17 protein-coding genes are annotated in these 21,623 nt (G+C 59.6%); 10 read left to right on the top strand and 7 right to left on the bottom strand.

From position 1 onward, the window contains the following. The first annotated feature begins 18 nt into the window (after positions 1–18). From GTP58_RS09525 to GTP58_RS09500, 6 genes are all read left to right on the top strand, one after another. The gene (locus GTP58_RS09525; protein ID WP_161077205.1) at positions 19–1,149 is read left to right on the top strand and encodes a tetratricopeptide repeat protein; all 1,131 of its coding nucleotides are present in this window, start codon (positions 19–21) and stop codon (positions 1,147–1,149) included. 40 nt (positions 1,150–1,189) lie between these two features. Continuing rightward, the gene (gene fliQ / locus GTP58_RS09520) at positions 1,190–1,456 is read left to right on the top strand and encodes a flagellar biosynthesis protein FliQ (RefSeq protein WP_161077204.1); all 267 of its coding nucleotides are present in this window, start codon (positions 1,190–1,192) and stop codon (positions 1,454–1,456) included. Positions 1,457–1,465: 9 nt separating this feature from the next. Beyond that, the gene (locus GTP58_RS09515; protein WP_161077203.1) at positions 1,466–2,230 is read left to right on the top strand and encodes a flagellar biosynthetic protein FliR; all 765 of its coding nucleotides are present in this window, start codon (positions 1,466–1,468) and stop codon (positions 2,228–2,230) included. Further along, complete coding sequence (locus GTP58_RS09510) at positions 2,231–3,316, top strand: flagellar biosynthesis protein FlhB (RefSeq protein ID WP_161077202.1); 1,086 nt, start codon at positions 2,231–2,233, stop codon at positions 3,314–3,316. Further along, complete coding sequence (gene flhA / locus GTP58_RS09505; RefSeq protein ID WP_161077201.1) at positions 3,316–5,367, top strand: flagellar biosynthesis protein FlhA; 2,052 nt, start codon at positions 3,316–3,318, stop codon at positions 5,365–5,367. Before GTP58_RS09510 ends, flhA begins: the two co-directional genes overlap by 1 nt. 952 nt (positions 5,368–6,319) lie before the next feature. After that, positions 6,320–6,898, top strand: a complete 579-nt coding sequence (locus GTP58_RS09500) for a PEP-CTERM sorting domain-containing protein (RefSeq protein ID WP_161077200.1) — start codon at positions 6,320–6,322, stop codon at positions 6,896–6,898. Positions 6,899–7,372: 474 nt separating this feature from the next. On the opposite strand, the gene GTP58_RS09495 is transcribed toward GTP58_RS09500, so the two are convergent. Then, entirely contained in the window at positions 7,373–7,663 is a 291-nt protein-coding gene (locus GTP58_RS09495; RefSeq protein ID WP_161077199.1) for an integrase core domain-containing protein, read from the bottom strand. An 87-nt stretch (positions 7,664–7,750) separates the two neighbouring features. Continuing rightward, the gene (locus tag GTP58_RS09490; RefSeq protein ID WP_161077198.1) at positions 7,751–8,041 is read right to left on the bottom strand and encodes a hypothetical protein; all 291 of its coding nucleotides are present in this window, start codon (positions 8,039–8,041) and stop codon (positions 7,751–7,753) included. A 465-nt stretch (positions 8,042–8,506) separates the two neighbouring features. Here GTP58_RS09490 and GTP58_RS09485 point away from each other — a divergent pair, with 465 nt between their 5' ends. Next, the gene (locus GTP58_RS09485; protein WP_161077197.1) at positions 8,507–10,684 is read left to right on the top strand and encodes a heparin lyase I family protein; all 2,178 of its coding nucleotides are present in this window, start codon (positions 8,507–8,509) and stop codon (positions 10,682–10,684) included. A 153-nt stretch (positions 10,685–10,837) separates the two neighbouring features. On the opposite strand, the gene GTP58_RS09480 is transcribed toward GTP58_RS09485, so the two are convergent. The 4 genes from GTP58_RS09480 to GTP58_RS09465 form a co-directional block, all read right to left on the bottom strand. Further along, the gene (locus tag GTP58_RS09480) at positions 10,838–12,598 is read right to left on the bottom strand and encodes a hypothetical protein (protein ID WP_161077196.1); all 1,761 of its coding nucleotides are present in this window, start codon (positions 12,596–12,598) and stop codon (positions 10,838–10,840) included. Between the two features lie 154 nt (positions 12,599–12,752). Further along, the gene (locus GTP58_RS09475) at positions 12,753–15,023 is read right to left on the bottom strand and encodes a TonB-dependent receptor (RefSeq protein WP_161077195.1); all 2,271 of its coding nucleotides are present in this window, start codon (positions 15,021–15,023) and stop codon (positions 12,753–12,755) included. Positions 15,024–15,035: 12 nt separating this feature from the next. Next, on the bottom strand, positions 15,036–15,797 hold the full coding sequence (locus tag GTP58_RS09470) for an ABC transporter substrate-binding protein (RefSeq protein WP_229215474.1): 762 nt from the start codon (positions 15,795–15,797) through the stop codon (positions 15,036–15,038). Positions 15,798–15,995: 198 nt separating this feature from the next. Then, entirely contained in the window at positions 15,996–17,021 is a 1,026-nt protein-coding gene (locus GTP58_RS09465) for an AraC family transcriptional regulator (protein WP_161077194.1), read from the bottom strand. A gap of 159 nt (positions 17,022–17,180) precedes the next feature. Between GTP58_RS09465 and GTP58_RS09460 the strand changes: the two genes are divergently transcribed. The 3 genes from GTP58_RS09460 to GTP58_RS09450 are packed head-to-tail and all read left to right on the top strand — an operon-like array spanning position 17,181 to position 20,954. Further along, positions 17,181–18,167, top strand: coding sequence for a 2Fe-2S iron-sulfur cluster binding domain-containing protein (locus GTP58_RS09460; RefSeq protein ID WP_229215473.1), 987 nt, complete (start codon positions 17,181–17,183; stop codon positions 18,165–18,167). Further along, complete coding sequence (locus tag GTP58_RS09455) at positions 18,167–19,342, top strand: alkane 1-monooxygenase (protein WP_161077192.1); 1,176 nt, start codon at positions 18,167–18,169, stop codon at positions 19,340–19,342. The genes GTP58_RS09460 and GTP58_RS09455 overlap by 1 nt, the downstream gene beginning before the upstream one ends. After that, positions 19,332–20,954 carry a GMC family oxidoreductase gene (locus GTP58_RS09450; protein WP_161077191.1) on the top strand — a complete coding sequence of 541 codons (1,623 nt, stop codon included), beginning with the start codon at positions 19,332–19,334 and terminating at the stop codon, positions 20,952–20,954. The genes GTP58_RS09455 and GTP58_RS09450 overlap by 11 nt, the downstream gene beginning before the upstream one ends. Here GTP58_RS09450 and GTP58_RS09445 read toward each other — a convergent pair. Next, positions 20,932–21,582, bottom strand: a complete 651-nt coding sequence (locus GTP58_RS09445; RefSeq protein ID WP_161077190.1) for a glycoside hydrolase family 19 protein — start codon at positions 21,580–21,582, stop codon at positions 20,932–20,934. The genes GTP58_RS09450 and GTP58_RS09445 overlap by 23 nt on opposite strands. Between the last annotated feature and the right edge of the window lie 41 nt (positions 21,583–21,623).

Genomic DNA, 21,623 nt, shown 5'->3' with positions numbered 1-21,623 from the left:
CAAGTATAAGGATGAAACATGCAGGACGTATTGCAACAACTGGCGCGCAGCGAGAGCTATCTGGCGGCAGACCCTGCCAACAATGAGCTGCTGGCGCGCGTGATCGACCTCAGCCTTGTGGCCGGCGAGGCCGAGCGCGCGGAGCGCCATGTGCGCGACGCGCTGCAGCGCTACCCGGAGGATGCCTTCTTCTTGGCGCGGCTAGGTACGGTGCATCTGGCGCGGCGGCAGTGGGCTGAAGCAGCGGCGGTGTTGAGCACGGTGATGGCACGGCATGCCGACATCAATCTGGCCTACAACCTGGCATATGCTTATGTCTGGCTGGGCCGTTATGCCGACGCGTATGCGGGGCTGGCGCCCTACGCCGACGCGGCGCAGCTAACGGCACCGATGGCGACACTGCTGGTGCGCGCGCTGCACCATATGGGCGAACCGGAACGCGCCGTCGCGCTGGCGGCCCGCTTGCAGCAGCACTGCGGCAATGACGCCATGTTGCTGGCCGCAGCCAGCCTGGCCGGTTTTGACGCCGACCAGCTGGAGCAGGCCCAGCAATGGAGTGAGGCGGCGCTGGCGGCCGCCAGCGCGGCTGGCGCCCAGGGTTTGCCGCTGGAGGCGCTGGTCACAGCCGGCTCGCTGGCGTTGGCGCGCACCGACAGCGATGCGGCCAGCAGCTATTTCCAGCAGGCGTTGGCCGCCAACCCGGCGCAAGGACGCAGCTGGTCGGGCCTGGGTGCCGCGAGCCTGCTGCGCAACGATCTGGCCGGCGCCAGCGAGCAACTGGAGCAGGCCGTGCACCATATGCCCGACCATATTGGCAGCTGGCATCTGCTGGCCTGGAGCCGCTTGCTGGCGGGGCAGATCGACAGCGCCGCCCAGGCGTTTCAGGCAGCGCTTGATCTTGACCGCAACTTTGGCGAAAGCCATGGCGGCATGGCCGTGGTGCATGCACACCGGGGCCAGCGCGCGCAGGCCGAGGCTTGCATCGAGCGGGCACTGCGTCTGGACGCGGACGGTCTGTCGGCCCGCTATGCGCAAATGGTACTCGCCGGCGAGACGGCGGACCCGGTGCGTTTCCGCGCGCTGGCCCGCCGCCTGCTTTCCACGCGGCGGGGGGCACTCGGCCAGAACCTGGGCGATTTACTCAAATGAGATGTCTTGCATATGTGGCGCCGGCCACGGGAGCCGGGCTGTGAGGCCGGACCTGGCCATGCAGCTGCTGGCCGACCTGCTGTGGAATGCGCTGCTGATTTCGGCGCCGCTGCTGGCTGTGACGCTGGCGGTGGGCCTGCTGGTCAGTGTGATCCAGGTGGTGACCCAGGTGCAGGAGGCGTCGCTGACCTTCATACCCAAGGTGATTGCCGCAGTGGTCGTGTTGGTTGTGTGCGGACCGTGGATGCTGAAACGCCTGGCCGGCTTTGCCACCAATCTGATCGCTAACATTCCGCGCTATTTTTAGGACGGCCGCATGGCGATCAATATCGATACGGCCTGGATACTGGCAGTCTTCTTCACCAGCATACGGCTGGGGGTGGTACTGCTGCTCTCGCCCCTGTTCAGCAATCTGAGCGGGATGGTCGCGGTGCGCGTACTGCTGACGCTGGCGTTGAGCGCGGTGCTGGTCAGCGCGCCAGGCGTGATGCTACCGCCGCCGGCATTGGCCCTGGGGCCGGTGCTGGTGGCCGCGCTGTGCGAGCTGGCGATCGGGCTGACGCTGGCATTTGGCGTATTTGCTGCGTTTGGCGCCTTTTCCGTGGGCGGCAAGCTGCTTGACGTACAGAGTGGTTTCGGCCTCGGCAATATCTATGATCCAGTCACGCGCGGCGGTGCGCCGCTGTTTGCCACCTTGCTCAACCTGGTGGCTGTGGCGGTCTTCTTTGGCCTTGACGCCCACCATGCACTGTTGCGCGGCATGGTGTTTTCGCTGCATCAGCTAGCGCCCGGCAGCGGTCTGCACGGGTTCGATGTGGAGGCCGTGATTCGTCAGTTCGGTCTGATGTTTTCGCTGGGCGTGGCACTGGTCATTCCGGTCGTGCTGTGTCTGCTGCTGGCGGAAACCGGGCTGGCCGTGGTGTCGCGTGTGCTGCCGCAGATGAATGTGTTTGTGGTCGGCGTGCCGGTCAAGATTGTGGTGGCGCTGGCGGTGCTGGCGCTGACCGTGGGTAGTTTAGAGCCAGTCATGACGCGCGTATACGCGTCGATTTTTATTTATTGGGAACAGGTGTTGACGTAAATGGCCGAACAGGATGCCGATTTATCGGAACAGGCCACGCCATATAAGCTGGCCGAAGCACGCAAGAAAGGCTCGGTTGCCCGCAGTAACGACTTCAATGCGATGGCCATGATGGCCGCGCTGGTGGTGACCATTTATGCCAGCGGCTGGGAGGCGGTGCGGCAGACGCTGGTCATGCAGCAGCGCCTGCTGGCCAGCGCCGGCCGCCAGCAATGGCGTGTGGACTCTGTGGCTGCCTGGCTGGGGCAACTGCTGAGCGGCGCCTTGCATGTGCTGGGGCCGTTATTCCTGACGCTGGTGGTGGTGGCCGTACTGACCAATCTGGTACAGACCGGCCCCATCTTTAGCATGCATCCACTCAAGCCCGATCTGGAGCGGCTCAATCCCGTGGGTGGCTTCAAGCGTGTGTTTTCCATGCGGACCCTGTTTGACTCGGGCAAAAGCATCCTCAAGCTGGTGATATTGGGCGTGGTGGTGTTCGTGCTGGTGCGTGACAGCGTCCCCGGACTGATGGGGCTGTCAGCGGGTGAGCCCAAGGGCTATCTGCGCACCGTGATTGCGCTGAGCGCCGCGCTGCTGGTCAAGCTGGTGCTGACATTGCTGTGTATTGCGCTGATTGACGTTGGCTTTACGCGCTGGGAATTTGCCAAACGCATGCGCATGAGCAAGCGCGACGTGAAGGACGAGTCCAAGAACCGCGAGGGCGATCCGCGCATCCGTTCGCGTATCCGTGAGCTGCGCAAGGAAATGCTCAAGCGTAGCAAGTCGATGGCCAAGGTGTCCAGCGCAGATGTGCTGATCACCAATCCGACCCGGTTGGCCGTGGCGCTCAGCTATTGCCACGGGAGTTCGGCTGCGCCGCAGGTGGTGGCCAAGGGCGCCGGCCAGGTGGCGCGCGAGATGCGCGCGCTGGCCGCGCGTCAGCAGATTCCCATTGTCCAGAACCGCACGCTGGCGCGGGCGCTATTCCGCCAGGTCGATTATGACGGCTACGTGCCCGAGCAGCTGTATCCGCAGGTCGCCAAGATCATGGTTTGGGTTTATACAATGCGCGATGCCAAACGCGCTTCACAAAGGGTAGGTTGATGTTGTCTCTTCGTCGTATTTTTAACCAGAACACCGACCTGGTGCTGGCGTTGCTGGTGGTAGGCATCCTGACGGTGTTGTTTGTGCCGATACCTTCCGGCCTGCTCGACTTTCTAATCCTGAGCAACATCAGTTTCGCGCTGTTAATTCTGTTGCTGACGTTTTACATCGCGCGGCCGGTCGAGTTCTCGACTTTCCCTTCGCTGCTGCTGGTGGCGACGCTGTTCCGCTTGTCGTTGAACGTGGCAGCAACGCGCCTGATCCTGTCGGAAGCGGATGCCGGCCATGTGATTGGCGCTATTGGTGCTTATGTGGTCGGCGGCAATTATGTGATCGGCATGATTGTATTTCTCATTTTGGTGGTGGTGCAGTATGTGGTAGTCACCAGCGGCGCGCAACGCGTCTCCGAGGTGGCGGCACGTTTCACGCTGGACAGCATGCCGGGCCAGCAGATGAGTATTGATGCCGACCTTAACATGGGTTTCATCGACCAGGAGGAAGCCAAGCGCCGCCGCAAGATGCTGGAGAAGGAAAGTGGCTTCTACGGCGCCATGGATGGCGCCAGCAAGTTTGTGAAAGGCGATGCGATTGCCGGCATCATCATCATGCTGATCAATATCGTCGGCGGTCTGGTGATTGGTGTGATGCAGATGGGCATGCGCTGGGACCAGGCACTGCAGACCTTTACCCTGTTGACGGTGGGCGACGGCATTGTGACCCAGGTACCAGCGCTGGTGATCTCGGTCGGCACCGGCATCATCGTCACGCGTTCGGCCTCGGATGGTAACCTCAGCGGTGAGGTATTGAAGCAGATCACCGCCTTTCCCAAGACCCTGTTCATCGTGGCTGCGGCGCTGTCATTTATGCTGCTGCTGCCAGGCATACCGGCGACGCCGGTGCTGTTGCTGTTGGCCGCCTTGCTGGCAGCGGGCTTTACGGCGCGGCGTAAAGCACACCAGAGCGCGCCGGTAAAAGCAGAGGAAGCACCGGAAGAGGGCGGGCAGGAAGGTGAGGGTAGCGCCTATGACATGCTTAAGGTCGAACCGGTGGAGGTGCTGGTGGGCACCAACCTGACGCCGCTGGTAAGCGGCGAGAAGACCGTCTTCAAAGAGCGCATCGCCGCCATCCGCAAGCAGTATGCGCTGGATTCCGGCATGGTGCTGCCGCGTATACGCTTCCGTAATGCGCCCCAGCTGGCCGCCAACGCTTATGAGTTGCAGGTGTTTGGCGTACCGGCCGGCAAAGGTGAAATCATGATAGACCGCACCATGGCCATCCATGGCGGCGGCGAGCAGCGGCCGATCAAGGGTGTGGCCACGCGCGAGCCGACCTACGGCTTGCCGGCGATCTGGATCGAGGACAGCGAACGCGAGATCGCACGCGCCGCGCGCTACACCCTGGTTGATGCCTCGACCGTGTTCATTACCCATTTGAGCGAGGTGCTGAAACAGCAGTCGGCACAGCTGCTGACACGTACCGAAACAGACCGGCTGCTGCAGCGCGTGCGCGACCAGCAGCCGGGGCTGGTGGAAGAGCTCATCCCGACCATTCTGTCGGTCAGCGACGTGCAGAAGGTACTGCAGAATCTGCTGCGCGAAAAAGTCTCTATCCGCAACCTGGAAGTAATACTTGAATCGCTGGTCGACATGGGCCGCAATACCAAAGACCTCGGATATCTGACGGAAGTCGTACGGCAGAAGCTCGGTGCGGCGATCTGCCAGGCTTTGTTGGGCGACATGAGCGCACTGAATGTGATGACGCTGGACCCAGGCATTGAGCAAGTGCTATTGCAGGGCCTACGCAATGTTGAGGCAGGCGGTAATCTGGTGATTGAGCCCAAGTACGCGGACCAGCTGCAGGCGCGCTTGTCTGCGGAGTCGGAGCGCATGATGAAGGCGAACATGCTGCCGGTGCTACTGTGCTCACCAGACCTGCGGCGCCACGTGCGCCTGTTATCGGAGCGCATAATTCCACATTTGCGCATTCTATCGATGGCAGAGGTGCCGCCTTCGGTCGGGTTGAAATCCTACGGCGTGGTTACTGTTCCATAGGCTAAGAGCTACTCCTCGAAACTGGATGTGAGGGGAACAGCCAATATTCGCAGCTATCACCTCCGTAAAATATGCCCTCGAGAGAGCCGCCATCGCCAGTCATCTCAACGCTATTGAAAATAACAACAGTGGAAGCATTTCGACCTATATTTTACGGTACACAAACTTGAGCTTAACAATGCGATCGGCGGCGCTTGGCATAACGCAATCAGTCCGCGATGAAGCCATTTGCGCTTTGCTGTTGATTTAGTAAGTACCGCTTGGCCAAATCTATCGCTCGGCCGAAACGCATCCAACTGTCCCAGCGAAACTTCCCACTTCTCGCCGTTCTCCAGCACGCGAAACTGCCAGGTACCGACGGCGTCGGACGTCATTTTCCGGAAACCGACATGTAGCCCCGCTTCAATCTATGCCAGTAGGGTTCGCGGCGCGGTTTAAGGCGGTCGCGGCCCGATACGGTATCGACTCTCTCACCCATGATGCGCCAATGAAAATTCGGAGGGGAGTACGGAGTAAGTACGGAGTCCTGCAGGATTTTCCGGGAGCCAGCGGGAGCCATCACTCGGCGGCATTTCCTATGAGGGCTGTCTTCGGAGAGCTCACAGAGTCTTGTCTCAGAGCATTCACACTGCAGGGGTCGCAAGTTCGAAACTTGCACTCCCACCAAGAATTCAAAGTGAAATCAATCACTTACAAGCGAAGCCGATCTTTAAACAGATCGGCTTTTTTGTTGGGTGAAAATTTTGGGTGTCATTTACTTTTTTCCTGCCAGCTGCGGAAGCTTGTCCAGCGCGGCGCGTTGAGCGTCAACCTGGAGGTGCGCGTAGCGCTGGAATTCCCTTCGCCAGTGCCTAGACATCCATTTGTCAGTAGTTCTGGGGACAGACTTGTATAAGCTACATGTTTAAGATATGTATCTTTATTACCCGTCATCAACTATCCAGGAGACGCCATGTTTAACAAGTCCGTTTGTGCCGTAGCGATGTTACTGGCATCCCAGTTTGCCGCAGCCACGGTCGTCACGTTCGATGATATTCCAGGTACCAAGAATCTGGGCATCTATGGCATTCCGGACGGGTATGCAGGATTAAACTGGGACAAATGGATTATCGTTCCCGAGATTAGTCCTTACACAGCAGTATCGGGCCGGTATACCGCCTCCACTGCCGATGCCAGGAATGAGGCGAAGGTCAGTTCGCCGACGGCTTTTACCTTCCAGGGGGCCTACATTTCCGGTTTTGCCTTGACGACGTTGCATGTCGAGCTCTTCTACCACGGACAAATGGTAGGGCGGTCGGTAGATGTGACGCCGAATGACACCAACTATTTTCTCAGCAGCGGCTACAACGGCCTGGTCGATTCGCTTACTTTCGTTAGTACAAACAAACCCTACTATTCCATGGACAATTTTATTTATAACGAGGCGCCCGCTCCAGTTCCGGAACCTGCCATAGCGTCTATGATGCTAGCCGGGTTAGGCCTGCTGAGTTGGAAGCGGCGTACGGGCGCGGCGCGGAAATGCAGCCGCTAGACTCGGTGAACCAACCGTTCCGGGCGGCCGATAGCTTAGGCTTAGTTCGGCTGGTTTAGCACCGGCACTTTGAGTCGCTTTGCGTGTTCTTCGCACGCCGTTAGGCGTTGTGCGGCGTTGAACTGCTGCCCCCTGTGTCAGGCTTAAGTGCGTAACGCCGCTTACCGGGCGGTTTTCCAGCGTAAATCCCAGTGTAATTCAGTGCAACAAGCTGGGGTTCTTGGACGATCCGTAAGATCTTTCCCCGATGAGAACACTGCGTTTGCGTACCGCCAATGGCACTCACACTATAGAAAGCATACTTAAGTTTTTGCGCCTCAGGGGGCTGTCCTACTTCAACACGGATTTTAGAATTTTCAGGTAAGCCTCCGCTCCCTTCCGGGAGCCCTAAGGACATTCGCGGTGTTGATTTGCATCCAAAACTGATCCACTTTTGGACTGCCGCCTCGGGCTGGACCAATCAGGTCTCCAGATTTAAGCCGCTTGGCGAGCGAGTTGTGCTTCGAATTTATTGGATGATTGATAGCCTAACGCCGAATGCATGCGCCGCTCGTTATAAATCTGTTCGATGAAATACGGCAGCCTATTGGCAACATCACGGAACGTCGTGAAGCCGGCCAGATAAACTTCCTCGACCTTCAAGGTCTTCATAAAGCTCTCCGCCTGCGCATTATTGCAAGGGTTCGCCGGTGCACTCATCGAACCAATCAAACCAAACTGCGCCAACGCATCACGATACAGCCTGCTGGCATTACTGCGAGCCATTAACTTGGGGCTGGTGTTAAAGCCCCCTGAATGGCACTGCCATGCAGGGGGCTGCAGTTCTGCTGCGGCGATCTATAGACCGACTACTCAGACCGCTTCGCTAACGAACAGGTTGATAGCCGCTTTTACATCCTGGCCGTTCAGGTTTTGCACGCTGATTTTACAGCCTGCGTAGCCCGCGTCATGAACCGATGCCGAGCAGGTATAGGTACCGCCGAGCGATGAGGTATCGGTTGTTGCAATGATAACTGGTGTCGATTTAAAAATGCCCGTATCGAACTCGACCACGTAGATATTGCTTTTGTAGTCGGAATGAAGCCCCTTGCCGGCGACCACACTACCTTGTTGGTCGATTTTCGCGATGATTTGACGTGTCATGACAACTCCTTTGAGATTAATTTAGTAAAAGCGCTCACTTGCCCTAAGGCGCATCGATCAGTGAAAAGCGTATCACCTGACTCACCGCAGTCCATTTGCAGTAGATCGGCGACCTCAATACTTTCGCAAATCTCATGCCACCTGCATGATTCAAGTTTGCCCTGTGTCTTTCCTATAAAACGTGAATTTTGGGTGTTTGCTACGTGTAAATTTACACGGCTGGCATGTAAATTTACGTGACAACTATTGCTGAACGCTCGTTTGCTAGCCAGGTGCTGTAGGGCGTGCTTCATGATCTTGGCGTCGTCGCATGGGGCAGGTGACGTGATGTGGAGCGCATTCCGCAGGCCGTGTGATGCGCGTAGTTTTTTGGCCGATTTGCGCCATGCGGCATGTCTAACTAATGTTTAATCTAATTCTGTATTTGATAACATTGGTGCCCGCTCAATACACAAGAGGATCGACATGCAGCAATTCAGACGTACTATTTTTTCCGGCATCGCCACTGTCGCCATAGGCGCTTTGGCTCCTGCCTTTGGTGCAGACATTCCACAAACTGGTCTGATGGGACATTGGAAGCTCGACGAAAGCAGCGGTAACAGTGCTATCGATGTCAGCGCCAACCACTACAACGGCCTACTGCAATACGGGGCGCTGTGGACCAGCGACACTGGACGAAGCGCGCTGAAGTTTTCCAGCACGGCGGGGACCTCGGGCACTCGCTCATTTCTGTCGTTTCCCGCTATCGGCTCCGCTGTCTTCCCAAGTACCGGCAGCTTAGCCTTCTGGATCAAAGGCAGCTTTACCAATGCCAGCTACCTTCCTGTGCTGGATAACTGGGCTAGCCGCAACCACATTTTCATGCGTACGGTTCCGCCATCAGGCTCGCAAACCACAGGTTCGCTGCAAATTGCCCTGCAAGATTCCACTGGCGCTTATCTGCCCGGATCAACGGGGTTGAGCATGAATGAAAACACTTGGACACATATAGCACTTGTATGGGATTCGCTCAATAAAGTCGGAACTGTCTACAAAAACGGCGCCGCTGCCAGCCAGTTCTTCTGGGGCATAGCGAACCCAGGTTGGACACCCAGCGGCCAGTTATTTCAGTTTGCCTCTTCCGGATCCAGCCCGGACATGATGCTGGATGATATCGCGCTCTATCAGCGTGTACTGTCCCCGGATGAAGTGACATCGATTTATGCCGGCACGACGCCACCGGTCGCCGATACCGTAGCTCCACTCGCTCCCGAAGCGTTCGCAGCTTCAGCGCTGTCTCCCGCCAACGTTGTCGTCGCCTGGAACCTGCCTGCCGAACAGCCGGGGGGCTACCTGCTTTACCGTAATGACACTTTGATTGCAAAAGTTGCCGGCAGCGCCAATTCTTACATCGATACCAACCTCGCAGCCGGCACGGCTTACGCCTACAAGTTATATGCATTCGACGCCTCTGGAAACCGGTCGCCGGTATCAGCTTTGGCGCAGGTTGCCACGCCGGCCTTGCCCCTGCTGTTTAGCGGCGACCTGGAGGCTAATCCGCTGGGCAAGGCGTCACTCATTCCAGGTTGGATACAGCATGGGGCAGCCAATACCATCAGCATCGTGGATGCCCCGACGCGCGCGGGAGGCAAAGCGTTCAAGTTTGATTTCAATTTCTCGGATTGGTATCGTATCGTAGGCGATCAGAATGCTGACGTCCGTCGTACAGAGGCCGTTCCAAACGCGCCTGCCGTCGAGTATGTGCTAGGTAAGTCATATTGGACTGGCCTGAGCGAGTACCTGCCCGCCGACTGGGTCAACGAAACCAACGCCAGCAATGATGAAGTCATCTGGCAGTTCCACGGCGCGACTGATGGGCCGTCTGGCGCGTCGCAGCAGCCACTTTCCCTGTCTATTCGTGGCGATCAAGCATCGGTCGTACTGTTTGTGGGAGATCCCAACACTTATTACGATCCGCAATCCAAAACCGTTCGTCCAGCTGAGAACCGACTAGTCACCGTGCCGGTCAGTCAGTTGAAAGGTAAATGGACCGACTGGGTAATTCAATCCAAATTTGACTACACCGATGGCTACGTCCGAATCTGGATGAATGGCGTCAAGGTCGCCGACTATACAGGGAGCACGATCTACCACTCATTAGGTGAATCGAATCAACACGGCCCTTATCTGAAATTCGGCGACTACAAATGGAGCTGGGGGAATTCGCCAGGCGGCACTATTGTTTCCAACCGCACGCTATACGCGGATGAGATCCGCATCGCAGCCGATAACGGCGCCGGAGTCGCGGCCTCCTGCGCCTTGGTCAAGCCAGGCGACAGCATCACCTGCGGCATCCCCGCTGTGACGAATGTTTCCATGGCGGCGGACGGTAATTCGCCCAGTGTGGCCAAAGCCGGCTCAGTCATCACTGTGTCTTTCACGGTGAACCAGGCATCCAAAACGCCACCGCAGGTAACGCTTGCTGGCCGTACGGCTAATGTCACTGGCGGCCCTGGTAACACCTGGCGCGCCAGCATTACCGTGGGCGCTGCGGATGCAGACGGCGAAGTAGGTCTGTATGCCACGGTGAACAATCAGGAGGGCGACGCAACGACAACGGTGACCAGCGTGACCACCGGCGTTCCGGTACTGATCGCTAAATAAAAAAACAGGCCCCATTCACTTGCGACGATCAGTAGTCGCGATGCAGCGAAGCGAGCAGGGCGAAACTTGGTGAAATTCTGCTCGTGTCGCTGGGCGCACTGCGAGTGTGCGAAGGTAGGCATGCAGTGGCGATTACATGCCTATATGGATGATTTATCCGATGGCGCCGCGAGTGCTATTTGCAGACAATCCGTTACCCAGTAATGAGAGATTGGATACTGATCCGCTGCTGCCGATGGTCGTGATTCCAGGAGCCGTGTAGCCGTTAGTCGTGAGCGCTTCCAGATCCATCTGCTGAGTACCGGCCGCTGTGCCGGCCGGAAGGATGAGCGGCACCGCGTTGGAAACGGTGTTGCCGGTTAAATCGTAGAACGGGACAGGCGCGCCATTGGAGGTGCCAAACAAAAAGACTGCTTGTCGGCCGGCGAATCCTGCAGCACGAATAACATTAGCTCTGGCTTTGAATGAGTAATTGGCGTTAGCGGTATCTATACGCCATGCCACTACTGCATCGGAGCTACTAATCGCCGCCCCTGGTGCTGGATAAACATTGCGATTGGTCTGGGAGTAAACGGTATTGCCGTCGAAGATAGTCTTCGTGGTGTAGTTTGGCGTTTGATCAGTAATCATCAACGCGCGATCGCAAATCAGTAGATTGCCGACGAATTTGTTGGATTTGCCGCTGTTATCCTGCAGCGCGGTGCGGCAGTTGATCACGATATTATTCTGGATCAGGCAGCCATCGCTATTGATCTCGCAATAGAGGCCTGCTCCATCGTATGAATGGTCGCCAACGCCGTGCGCGTACGTATCGATAAAATTCCTTCGGACTATCGTGCCTGTCAAATTGGCTGCCGTGGCGACTGTCCGCTCTTGCAGATACACACCGCCGGCCGAGCTGTTACCCTTGCCGCCATCGACAAACCAGTTGTCTTCAATAACGCAGTTACGGGAATTATTTCCCAAGGTGATGCCGCCGGCGGCGTAGTGCTGCAACGTGCAATCATGGGCATGCACCTGGACAGTAAATTGGTGCGGATCTGCCCATGCTCCCAGCAGACCGACGACATTCGTGCCGTGGCAATTGCGGATTTCAAAATCGACGATGTCCGCCGTGATATTGGTAAATGCGCCGACCGACACCAGCGCCGGCGATTCTTCGAAATCGATGTTCTCGATTGTGACATAGGCGCCACCACGCTGCATCAGCAGACAACCGAGTTCGTCACCCGCGATGGTGATGCCGTTGTAATAGGTGGTCGGATTCGTCTCCGCTGGTGCGTACACATAGATGCGCTTGTTGTCTTGGTCAGAGAGATAGGCGTACTTGGTGGTCCTCAGCTTGCCGAAATTTTGGGTGTAAGTGTAAGAACTGCCCCAGGTGCCGTCATTGAAGCGCACATAGGCGTAGCCGAAGGTGCTGGCATTTGGGTGCGCAAAGTACCAGGCCTGTTTTTCGGTATCCCAAAGCCATTGGGCCGCCGTGGGTTTGAAGCGATACCGGATCTTTGGCAGCGTATCCGATGCGCCGCCCGGGTCGTAGTTGGTCAGATAGATGCGTGCTGCCGATGTGCCTGCGACGTTAATGAAACGAACCGGCTTGGTAAGGTCAAACACCGAATCATTCGCCAGCGCGATAACGGTGCCCGGAGTCAGTGACGACAGCGTAATTGCTCTTTCAATGGTTTGCACGGCAGATGCTTTGGTGGTGCCGTTGTATGAGTCCCGCCCCCGAATTGCGTCGACATAGTGGGTGGGGGCCGGCGTCGGCGTCCTGGGCGGGCGCAAGGAGGCTTGCTGTTGCCAGTATTGAACAGGCGTGAGACCTGCGGCAGTTTGCGCACTCGCCCACGGGAAGCGGGACAGCAGTGCAGCTATAGCAGAATACTTCATTACATCGCGACGAGAAGTCATTAATTACTCCGTATTGGTAGTAGTTAGGTTTTGCAAGTTATTTACTTGCAATGCAAAATTAATAACTTACTATCTCGGCGTCAAGGGAAATCGGAGAGGGGGACACTGCATTTTTGCGATAGGAACTCCTGAGCCATAAGCTGGGTGCTATTGGCTAGAATGTCGTCCCCAGTTTCAGTCCCATCGTTCTTGGCCGGTTGACGGCGATGCGGCGCGTGTCGGGCAGGTCGGCGAACAGTGCCACCGGCAGGCCGGTCTGGCCGATTTTGTCGAGCAGGTTGTCGACGAAGACGGTGGCGGTCCAGCGCGGGTTTTTGCCTATCGGCTGCCAGCCCAGTTTGAGGTTCACTTGCGCGAATCCGGCGTGGCGATAGAACGGGCTGCTGCGGTCGTACAGGGCGTTGGCGCTGCCGGTGTACGTGGCATCAAGCCGGCCGAATCCCGCATAGTTTGCGCCCAGGGTCCAGTTGTATTCTGCCGCCACGCTGCCGCTCCAGCGCGGCACATCCAGCAGCGTATCCCCTTGTTTGGCGCCGGTGCCGGGAACGTCGTTATTGAGCACTGCGCTGACATAGCCTGCGGTGGCGCGCAGCGTCAGTGCGCGCGTGGCCTGGAATGCCGCTTCCAGTTCGCCGCCCTTGCTGCGCGCCGAGCCAAAATTGGCGGTGATATTGAAGCCGCATTGCAGCACGATCTGCTGCTGCACCTTGCTCCAGTCGATGCTGTAGAGCGAGCCATTCAGCGTGAGACGTTTGTTCAGCCACTGGGTTTTGGCGCCGGCTTCATAATTCCACAAGGTGTCCGGCGAGAATGTCCGCAGCGCGCTTTCGCTCAGGCCCAGTGTCGCGACTTCCTTGGCGCACAGCGCGGCGGGCGCCGGGTTGTTGGGGCCACCGGGACGATAGCCTTTGGAGACGGTTGCGTACAGCATCGCATCTGGTGTCGCCTGCCACGATAGATTGAACTTGGGGTTGTAGCCGCGGTCGCGCGACGTGCCGGTGATGGCGGAAGGACCGCCATTGAAAAAACCGTCGCCTTGCTGCGCAAAGCCCTGGTTGACGCGGAACGCCCGCACACCGAGGCGCGCTATCCATGCCGGCGTCACCTGGTAGGAGCCTTCCGCGAACAAGGCCGTCTCGCGTACGGTGGCCTGGCGCGCGCCTTGGAAGAAGCTGTCGTAGCTGGTGCCAAACTGATTGTTGTACCCGTCGGGCACGGGAATCGACGAGGCCAGTGGCGCATCCACGTGATGGTAGTAGGCGCCGGCGATCATTTGCAGCGGTCCGGTGAAATCGGACACCACACGCACTTCCTGCGTGAATTCGCGGTTGATGTAGTCGCCGTGCATGCGGCCCGGGTAGACCGAAGTTTGCGGCTTGGGCGAGAAGAAGTAGTACAGCACCTTGGATGCGTCTTCGTCCACCGAGACGCGGCGGTCGTAATACGAGGTGGACGACACCAGCTCGTAACGCTCGAAGGATTTGCGCAAGGTGAGGTTGGACAGCGATGAGTTCTGCACGCTGGGTTCCGCTACCAGCCGGGTCTGAATCAGCCGGTCCAGGCTACCCGGCGGCACATCGATCTGGAACGGCGCACCAAGCAGCATATGCTGATAGTACAGCGACGCCGTCGCCACCAGACCTTCGCCCAGGTTGACGCGCAGGGCGATGCGTGCGCCTTTGGTTTGCTCGGTGTTGACGTTGCTGGTCCTGGCGCCGCCCGGCGCGATGGCGAGGATGTTGTTGGCCGCGACCGGATAACGGTCGATATAGCCATCCTGGTCGCGGTAGTAGATGCCGATCCGTAGCGCCGCCACGCTGTCGCTGAGCGGCACGTTGATACTGGCATTGCCTTCCTTGTTCCAACCGCCGTCCTGTGTGTGCGACAGTACGACGCTGGCTGTGCCGCTACGCTGGTTGAGGTCCGGCTGCGTGCTCACATACTTGACGGTGCCGCCCATGGAACTCGAACCGTACAGCGTTCCCTGCGGTCCGCGCAGGACTTCAACGCGGGCGATATCGAAGATGGCCGGATCGATCAAGCCCCGCAGCGACAGCAGCGACGCGTTGCTGGACGCGGCGATGGGCGTGTCGTCCAGATAGTAGCCCACCGTGCCGGCCGTGCCGGCCACGGAGGAAATCCCGCGGACGATCAGGATGTTCTGTCCCGGCCCGGATGACACCACGGTCAGCCCCGGCGTCTGCCGCGCGATGTCGGACAGGTGCTCGACGCCCATGTGTTCCAGTTCGCGCCAGTCCAGTGCGGTGACGCTGAGCGGCACGCTTTGCAGCGCCTCGGAACGCTTCTGCGCCGTCACCAGCACCTGTTCGACCGGGCCGTCCTGTGCCTGCGCCTGGCACCAGCCCAAACCGCCGCATATCAGGCTGATTGCTGCGGGCAGAGCGCGTATCGAAGGTGGCCGCATCGTGATTCTCCTCTAGGGCGCCGGGCGCTTTGGTGATGCCGCATCCAGCAGGGCTTTGCGCGTCTCGGCTTGCAAGCGTGCCAGTTGGCCCGTGCTTTGCAATTGCCGGTAGCCCTGCTCAAAGCGGTTCAGCAGCTCGCGGGCATTGGGCAGGTCGCGCCGCAGCACCAGGTAAGTGGGAACAGTCGAAATCGTTTTGGGCTGATAGCTCAGGCGCGCTTGCTCGGTGGGCGTCAGCGAGGTCTGTATCAGCATCTTGCCCGCTTCTTCCTCCATCGGGAACAGATCGATGCGGCCCAGCAGCAGCTTGCGCATATTGTTCAAGTCTCCCGCCGCTTCCTGCACCTGCAGCTTGCGCTGCGCGTGCAGTGTTGAGAATTCGTCGGAGTAGTGGTCGCCGAGCGTGGCGCCGATCTGGTACTTGCTCAGGTCGGACAGGGCGTTCCAGTTGAGCTGCATGTCGCGGCGCTGGAAAAACACCATGCGGAAGGTGTAGATGGAGGTATCCGAATACAGCAGCTTGCGGTCACGCTCCGGGGTATGTGCCCAGCCGAAGCCGCCGTCGTACAAGCCCATCATTACACCCGTGATGGCGCGGTTGCTGGAAACACGTGCGAATTTGACGGTGACGTTGGAGGCTTTGAACGCTTCCACCACCACCCGCGTGAGCAGGCCGCCGTAGGGCAGGTCCAGACCAATGAAGGGCGGATAGTCGTGGATGGTCAGGGTGACGGAAAGCGGTGCGTCGGCCCGCGCTGGCATGCACGTCAACATTGGCAATCCGGCCAGCAGTGTAAGCAGACACGCGCGGCGCCGTGGCCGGGCCGGAGAACCATTGCGAATTGCACAGCACGAAAAGCGCATACGCATATATTGGTGACGGAGAAATGATCTTTCTTTTATCTTACGACCAACTGGCAGTCATGAGGGTATTTTTTAGCGGGAAAGCCGATAATTGCTCCCGGTTCCAGATTAACTGTTGTTCGCGGATTCAGTCTGCGCTGACTGGTACGCGGCGGGCGATACCGCTTGCCAGCGGATAAACGCACGGCGGAAGTTGGCGGTGTCGGTATAGCCAAGCTGGTAGGCGATTTCCGGAATCGACAGCTTGCCCGTTTTCAGGTGCTCCAGCGCGAGCATATGGCGCACCTGGTCGAGCACTTCGCGGTAGGACGTGCCTTCCTCCAGCAGGCGGCGATGCAGTGTGCGTGGCGTCAGATTGAATAGCCGGGCCGCCACGTTCAGGGAGGGAAACGGTCCCTGCTTTTCCAGCATCACACGCGTGAGTTTCGCCGTCCAGCCGGCATCGGCGCTCATCCTGTGCATCTCGCGCTGACATGCTTGTATGGCCTGCTGCAGGGTGGTGGGATCGGCCATGGCCAGCGGCGCAGTCAGCGCCTCGGCAGGGAAGGCGAAGCCGCACCAGGACTGCCCGTAGCGCACCTCGCAGTTGAACAGTTCGCGCGCCAGGTCGGCATAGCATGGCGCCTCAAACGGAAAACAGATGCAGGCGACGGACGCGCCGCCCGAGGTAATGTAGTCGTACAGGTTTTTGATGGTCAGCACGATCGCTTCCAGCACGGACTGCCGTACCTTGCGCAGTGGTATAAGCTCGTCAAACATCAGCTGGACTTGCGCGCCTTTGGCCTGATGCCGCACGGCGACCAGGCGGGTGCGGGTGAGCAGGTATTGCTCCATCAAGGCGATCGCTTCGCTCAGCGTGGCGCTGTTCATGGTCGCATAGCCCAGCATGCCGTGGCTATTGATTCGCATGCGCTCGCCGACCAGCAGGCCGAAGGCCGGTTCGCCGGTGGCATCGATGGCGTCCTGCACCGACTGTTCGAATACATCCAGGGCCAGCACCTGTACCTCACCGGCGGGCAGCGCGTCCCAGCGGTTGCGCACAAAGGACGCGGGCAGGGGCACATTCATGCGGCGCACCTGGTCGGTAATCTGGCGGATGTATTGGACCGGCAGGGCGAATTGCAGCGTATGCATGGCGGCGGGCAGCAGTGAACGAACTGTCGATTGTCAAAAAATGACTGCTGGATGTCAAGCCTGCACCTCGCTGGACTGTGGCGCTTCCCCTACGATCGTGCTGTCAGAACACAACACTTTCAGCCAATGTTCACGCTATTCAAAAAGAAGCAGGCGGCAATGGCCCATATCAATGGCGCGCCGCTGACTGTCCTCCCCAGGGAGACCTTGTTGCAGGCCGCGTTGCGTAGCGGCGTCGATTTTCCCCATAGCTGCCGGGTTGGCGGTTGCGCCACGTGCAAATGCCGGCTGGTGAGTGGGCGCGTCAGGGAGTTGACGCAGTCCGGTTATGTGCTGTCGGCAGCGGAGCTTGAGCAAGGCTACATCCTTGCCTGCCAATCGGTGCCGGCGACGGATATCGCAGTGGAGGTTGATCTGGCCGCGCGGCCAGCGAGCCGCCGCGTCACTGGCCGCGTGCTTGCCCAGCAGCGGCTTACCCATGACATCACGCTACTACAAATACAACTGGATGAAGGGTTGACCTACAAGGCTGGACAGTTCGCCCAGCTTGGCCTGGCGGCGCTGGGCGAACATGCGCGCAGCTATTCGTTTGCCACGCCGATGCAGGCGGATGCACAGGTCCAGTTCTTTGTGCGGAAGGTGGAGGGCGGTGCACTGTCGACGCTCATCAATGAGCGCGACCTGACTGGTGTAGCGGCCATCGTGGAAGGGCCGTCCGGCGATTGCTGGCTGCGCCCCGGTGCCGGCCCGCTGGTGATGGTCGCAGGCGGCAGTGGCCTCGCCCCCATCCTCGCCATGCTGCTGGATGCCGCGCAAACCGCGAACACGCGGCCAGTCACCTTGCTGTTTGGCGCGCGCACGGAAAGCGATCTGTATGCGCTGAACGAGATCGAAGCGATCCGCCAGCAATGGCGGGCGCCGTTCACTTTTATGCCCGTGCTGTCGGCGCTATCCGGCGACGACGCGTGGCCCGGCGCGCGCGGCATGGTTGGCGACCATCTGCCCGTACACATTGGCGAGGCGGCGCAGGCTTACCTGTGCGGGCCGCCGGCCATGGTCGATGCCTGCACGGCGGCGCTACTGGCGCGTGGCGTCGCGCACGAACACATTTTTGCAGACCGCTTTATAACAATAAGGAGACCTTGATGAGCATTTTGCATTACCTGAAGTACTTCCTGTTCCATATGATCGGGCTCTGCGCCCTGGCCAGCATTGTCGCTGGCGGCAGCAGCATCCCGCTGGGTCTTGTTGCGATACTTGGACTGTATCTGCTTGGCGATGCGATCGGTGGCGACGACGTGAGTACGCCCACCTTCCGTCATCCCGGCATTCTGACCTTCCAACTGTGGCTGGCGTTGCCGTTACTGGCGCTGATTGTGTTCGCGTCGGTGTGGAGCGTGTGTACTGCCGATGTTCTCGGTTTCGGCGCGCGAGTAACGCAGCTGACAGGCTACGACGTACTTGCGGCACGCACCGCCACCAGCATGCCGCAGCACCTCGCGGGCATCGTGCTGACTGGCCTGATGATAGGCATGATCGGCACCATCACCGCGCATGAACTCACGCACCGCACCTGGGACCCGGTATCCATGCTGATCGGCCGCTGGCTGCTGGCCTTCAGTTTCGACACCACCTTCGCCATCGAGCATGTGTACGGCCATCACCGCTACGTCTCGACGCGGGACGATCCGGCGACGGCGCCGCGCGGACGCAATGTGTATCTGCACGTGCTCATTTCCACCATCCGTGGCAACGCCAGCGCATGGCTGATCGAGCAAAAGCGCTTGCAGCGCGAAGGACGTAGTGTGGTTTCGCCACGGAATGCCTTCATCCGCGGACATCTGATGAGCGTAGTGCTGGTCGCTGCTGCCTGGAGCGCCGGTGGCTTGGCGGCGGCAGGTTACTTCGTGCTGTGCGGCCTGGCCGGCAAGGCCTTGCTGGAGATCGTCAACTACATGGAGCATTACGGCATTGTGCGTGACCCTGCGACACCGGTGCAGCCGCGCCATTCATGGAACACCAATCGCCGTTTGAGCTCCTGGACCATGTTCAACCTGACGCGCCATTCCCACCATCACGCGCAAGGTGAAGTGGCATACCAGGATCTCAAGCCGTTCCAGCATGCCCCCATGATGGTCAGCGGCTACCTGACCACCATTGTCGTCGCCATGATCCCGCCGTTGTGGCATCGCCTCATGACACCCAAGGTGCTGGCCTGGGACCGAGATTTCGCCACGCCCGCCGAACGCCAGCTGGCCGCCGAAGCCAATCTGCGCAGCGGCATGCGCGCCTTCCAAGCACGGGGGCAGCATGGAATTTGATTACGTCATTGTTGGCGGCGGTTCCGGCGGCGCGACACTGGCGGCGCGTCTGAGCGAAGACCCCGCAACCACGGTCTGCCTGATCGAAGCGGGCGGCGATGGCCGCGGCATTCTGGTGCGGGCGCCAGCAGGTGTGGTGGCGATGGTGCCGGGCCGTCCGAAGATCAACAACTACGCCTACCAGACGGTGGTGCAGCCAGGTCTGAATGGACGGCGCGGTTATCAGCCACGCGGCAAATGCCTGGGCGGTTCCAGCGCGATTAACGCAATGCTGTATATCCGCGGCCAGCGTGAGGACTATGATGGCTGGGCGCAGCAGGGCTGTGCCGGCTGGTCGTTTGACGAGGTTCTGCCATATTTCAAACGCGCTGAGGGCAATGAGCGCGGCGCCTGCGACTGGCATGGCGCCGACGGCCCGCTGCAAGTCGCGGAACAGCGCAGCCCGCGCCGCATCACTGAGGATTTCGTCCGCGCCGGCATGGAGTGCGGCTATCCCCGCAATCCGGATTTCAATGGCGTCAGTCAGGAGGGCGTAGGGCACTATCAGGTCACGCAATTCCACGGAGGCGCGCGCAACGGCGAGCGCTGCTCCGCTGCAGCGGCATATCTGCATCCGGTGCAGGACCGCAGGAACCTGCACGTGCTGACTAACACGCAGGCCTTGCGCGTGGTGTTCGATGGTAGGCGCGCCGTTGGCATTGAAGTGCGTCGTGGCGCCGGCACCCGGATCATCCGCGCCCGTGGCGAGGTGGTCCTCGCCGGTGGCGCCTTCAATACGCCGCAGTTGCTGATGCTATCCGGCGTAGGCGATCCGGCCGAGCTGGGGGCGCACGGCATCGCGGTGCGGCATGCATTGCCCGGCGTCGGCAAGAACCTGCAGGATCATCTCGATTACATCCTGGCCTACCAGTGCGATGAAAAGGATTTGTTCGGCATCGGCGCGACAGGAGCGTTGCGTCTTGCGCTGGCGGCCAACGAATGGCGCAAGACAGGGCGCGGCCTGATCGCCACACCGTTTGCCGAAGGTGCGGGATTCATCAAATCCGACGCTGGCCAGGCGCGGCCGGATTTGCAGCTGCATTTTGTGATCGGGATGGTGGACGATCATGCGCGCAAGCTGCGCCTGGGTTACGGATTTTCGTGCCACGTCTGCGTGCTGCGTCCGAAATCGCGCGGAGAGGTTGGCCTGTACAACGCCGATCCGCAGTCGGCGCCGCGCATCGATCCGCAGTTCCTTTCGCATCCAGATGATCTGGACCTGCTGGTCAAAGGCGCGAAACAAACGCACGCGATCATGAGCGCGCCAGCGCTGGCCAAGTATCGGCACCGCAACCTGTATCCGGTTGACTTCAACGATGACAGCGCGGTCGCGGCGCAGATCCGTGCGCGTGCCGACACAATCTATCATCCGGTGGGAACCTGCAGGATGGGCAGCGATGCCATGGCGGTCGTGGACCCTCAATTGCGCGTGCACGGGCTGCAGGCTTTGCGCGTGGTCGATGCCTCGGTTTATCCGGCGCTCATCAGCGGGAATACGAACGCACCGACCATCATGATTGCGGAGCGCGCTGCCGACTGGATACGCGGCGTCAGCGGACGCCCAGCGCGGTGAGCGCGCGCTGCCAGTAGCTGCGGCGCTGTGGCAGGCCATTGGTGCCGCCGTTGATACGCTGGGTCAGCAGGCGGAAGTTTTCGTCCGCGTCGGCGCCGCTGGTTTTGTCGGCCAGCTCGTTCAGGCCGTGCGCCTGCCAGAACCAGGCGGCGGACATGGCGGCGCCAGTCGGTTGCTGCAGCAGGTCGGGATCTTTCACCGCATCGATGCCCATGGCCTTGGAAAAGCTCGCGTAGTTCTGGCGGCCGGTCAGTTGTATCAGGCCGCGTCCGCGGTAGGCCCAACCGTCGCCACTGGCTTCGGGGCCGTTGCCCATGCGGTTGGCGTACACATTGTTGGCCAGCTTTTCCGGTTGATGGCTGTAGGCGGCTGCAATCTCGTCGCTGGTAAAACGTTGTGGCCACACGGCGCGCAGACGTTCGGCGGAATAGGCCAGGGATTCCTGCAACTGATGGAACTCCGACGACTCCAGCAGCACCTGCGCCAGAAATGCCGCTTGCCGCAATGGCGTCGAGATGTCGCATGCTTTCATGCAGCTGTTGATCGGGTCGATCCACTGTGCGGCGCGCGCTTCCGCATCAGCCGTGGTCAGTATGGCTTGCAACTGCGCCTTGGTGATGTCGCTCATAGATTACTCCTGTTAGATATGCGGGAAATGGACCCGGAGAC

The organism is Duganella sp. CY15W (assembly GCF_009857555.1).
In the GTDB taxonomy this organism is placed as follows: Bacteria; Pseudomonadota; Gammaproteobacteria; order Burkholderiales; family Burkholderiaceae_D; genus Rugamonas; species Rugamonas sacchari.
Note: the sequence above shows the minus strand (reverse complement) of the source record. Positions and strands in the feature narration are given on the sequence as shown.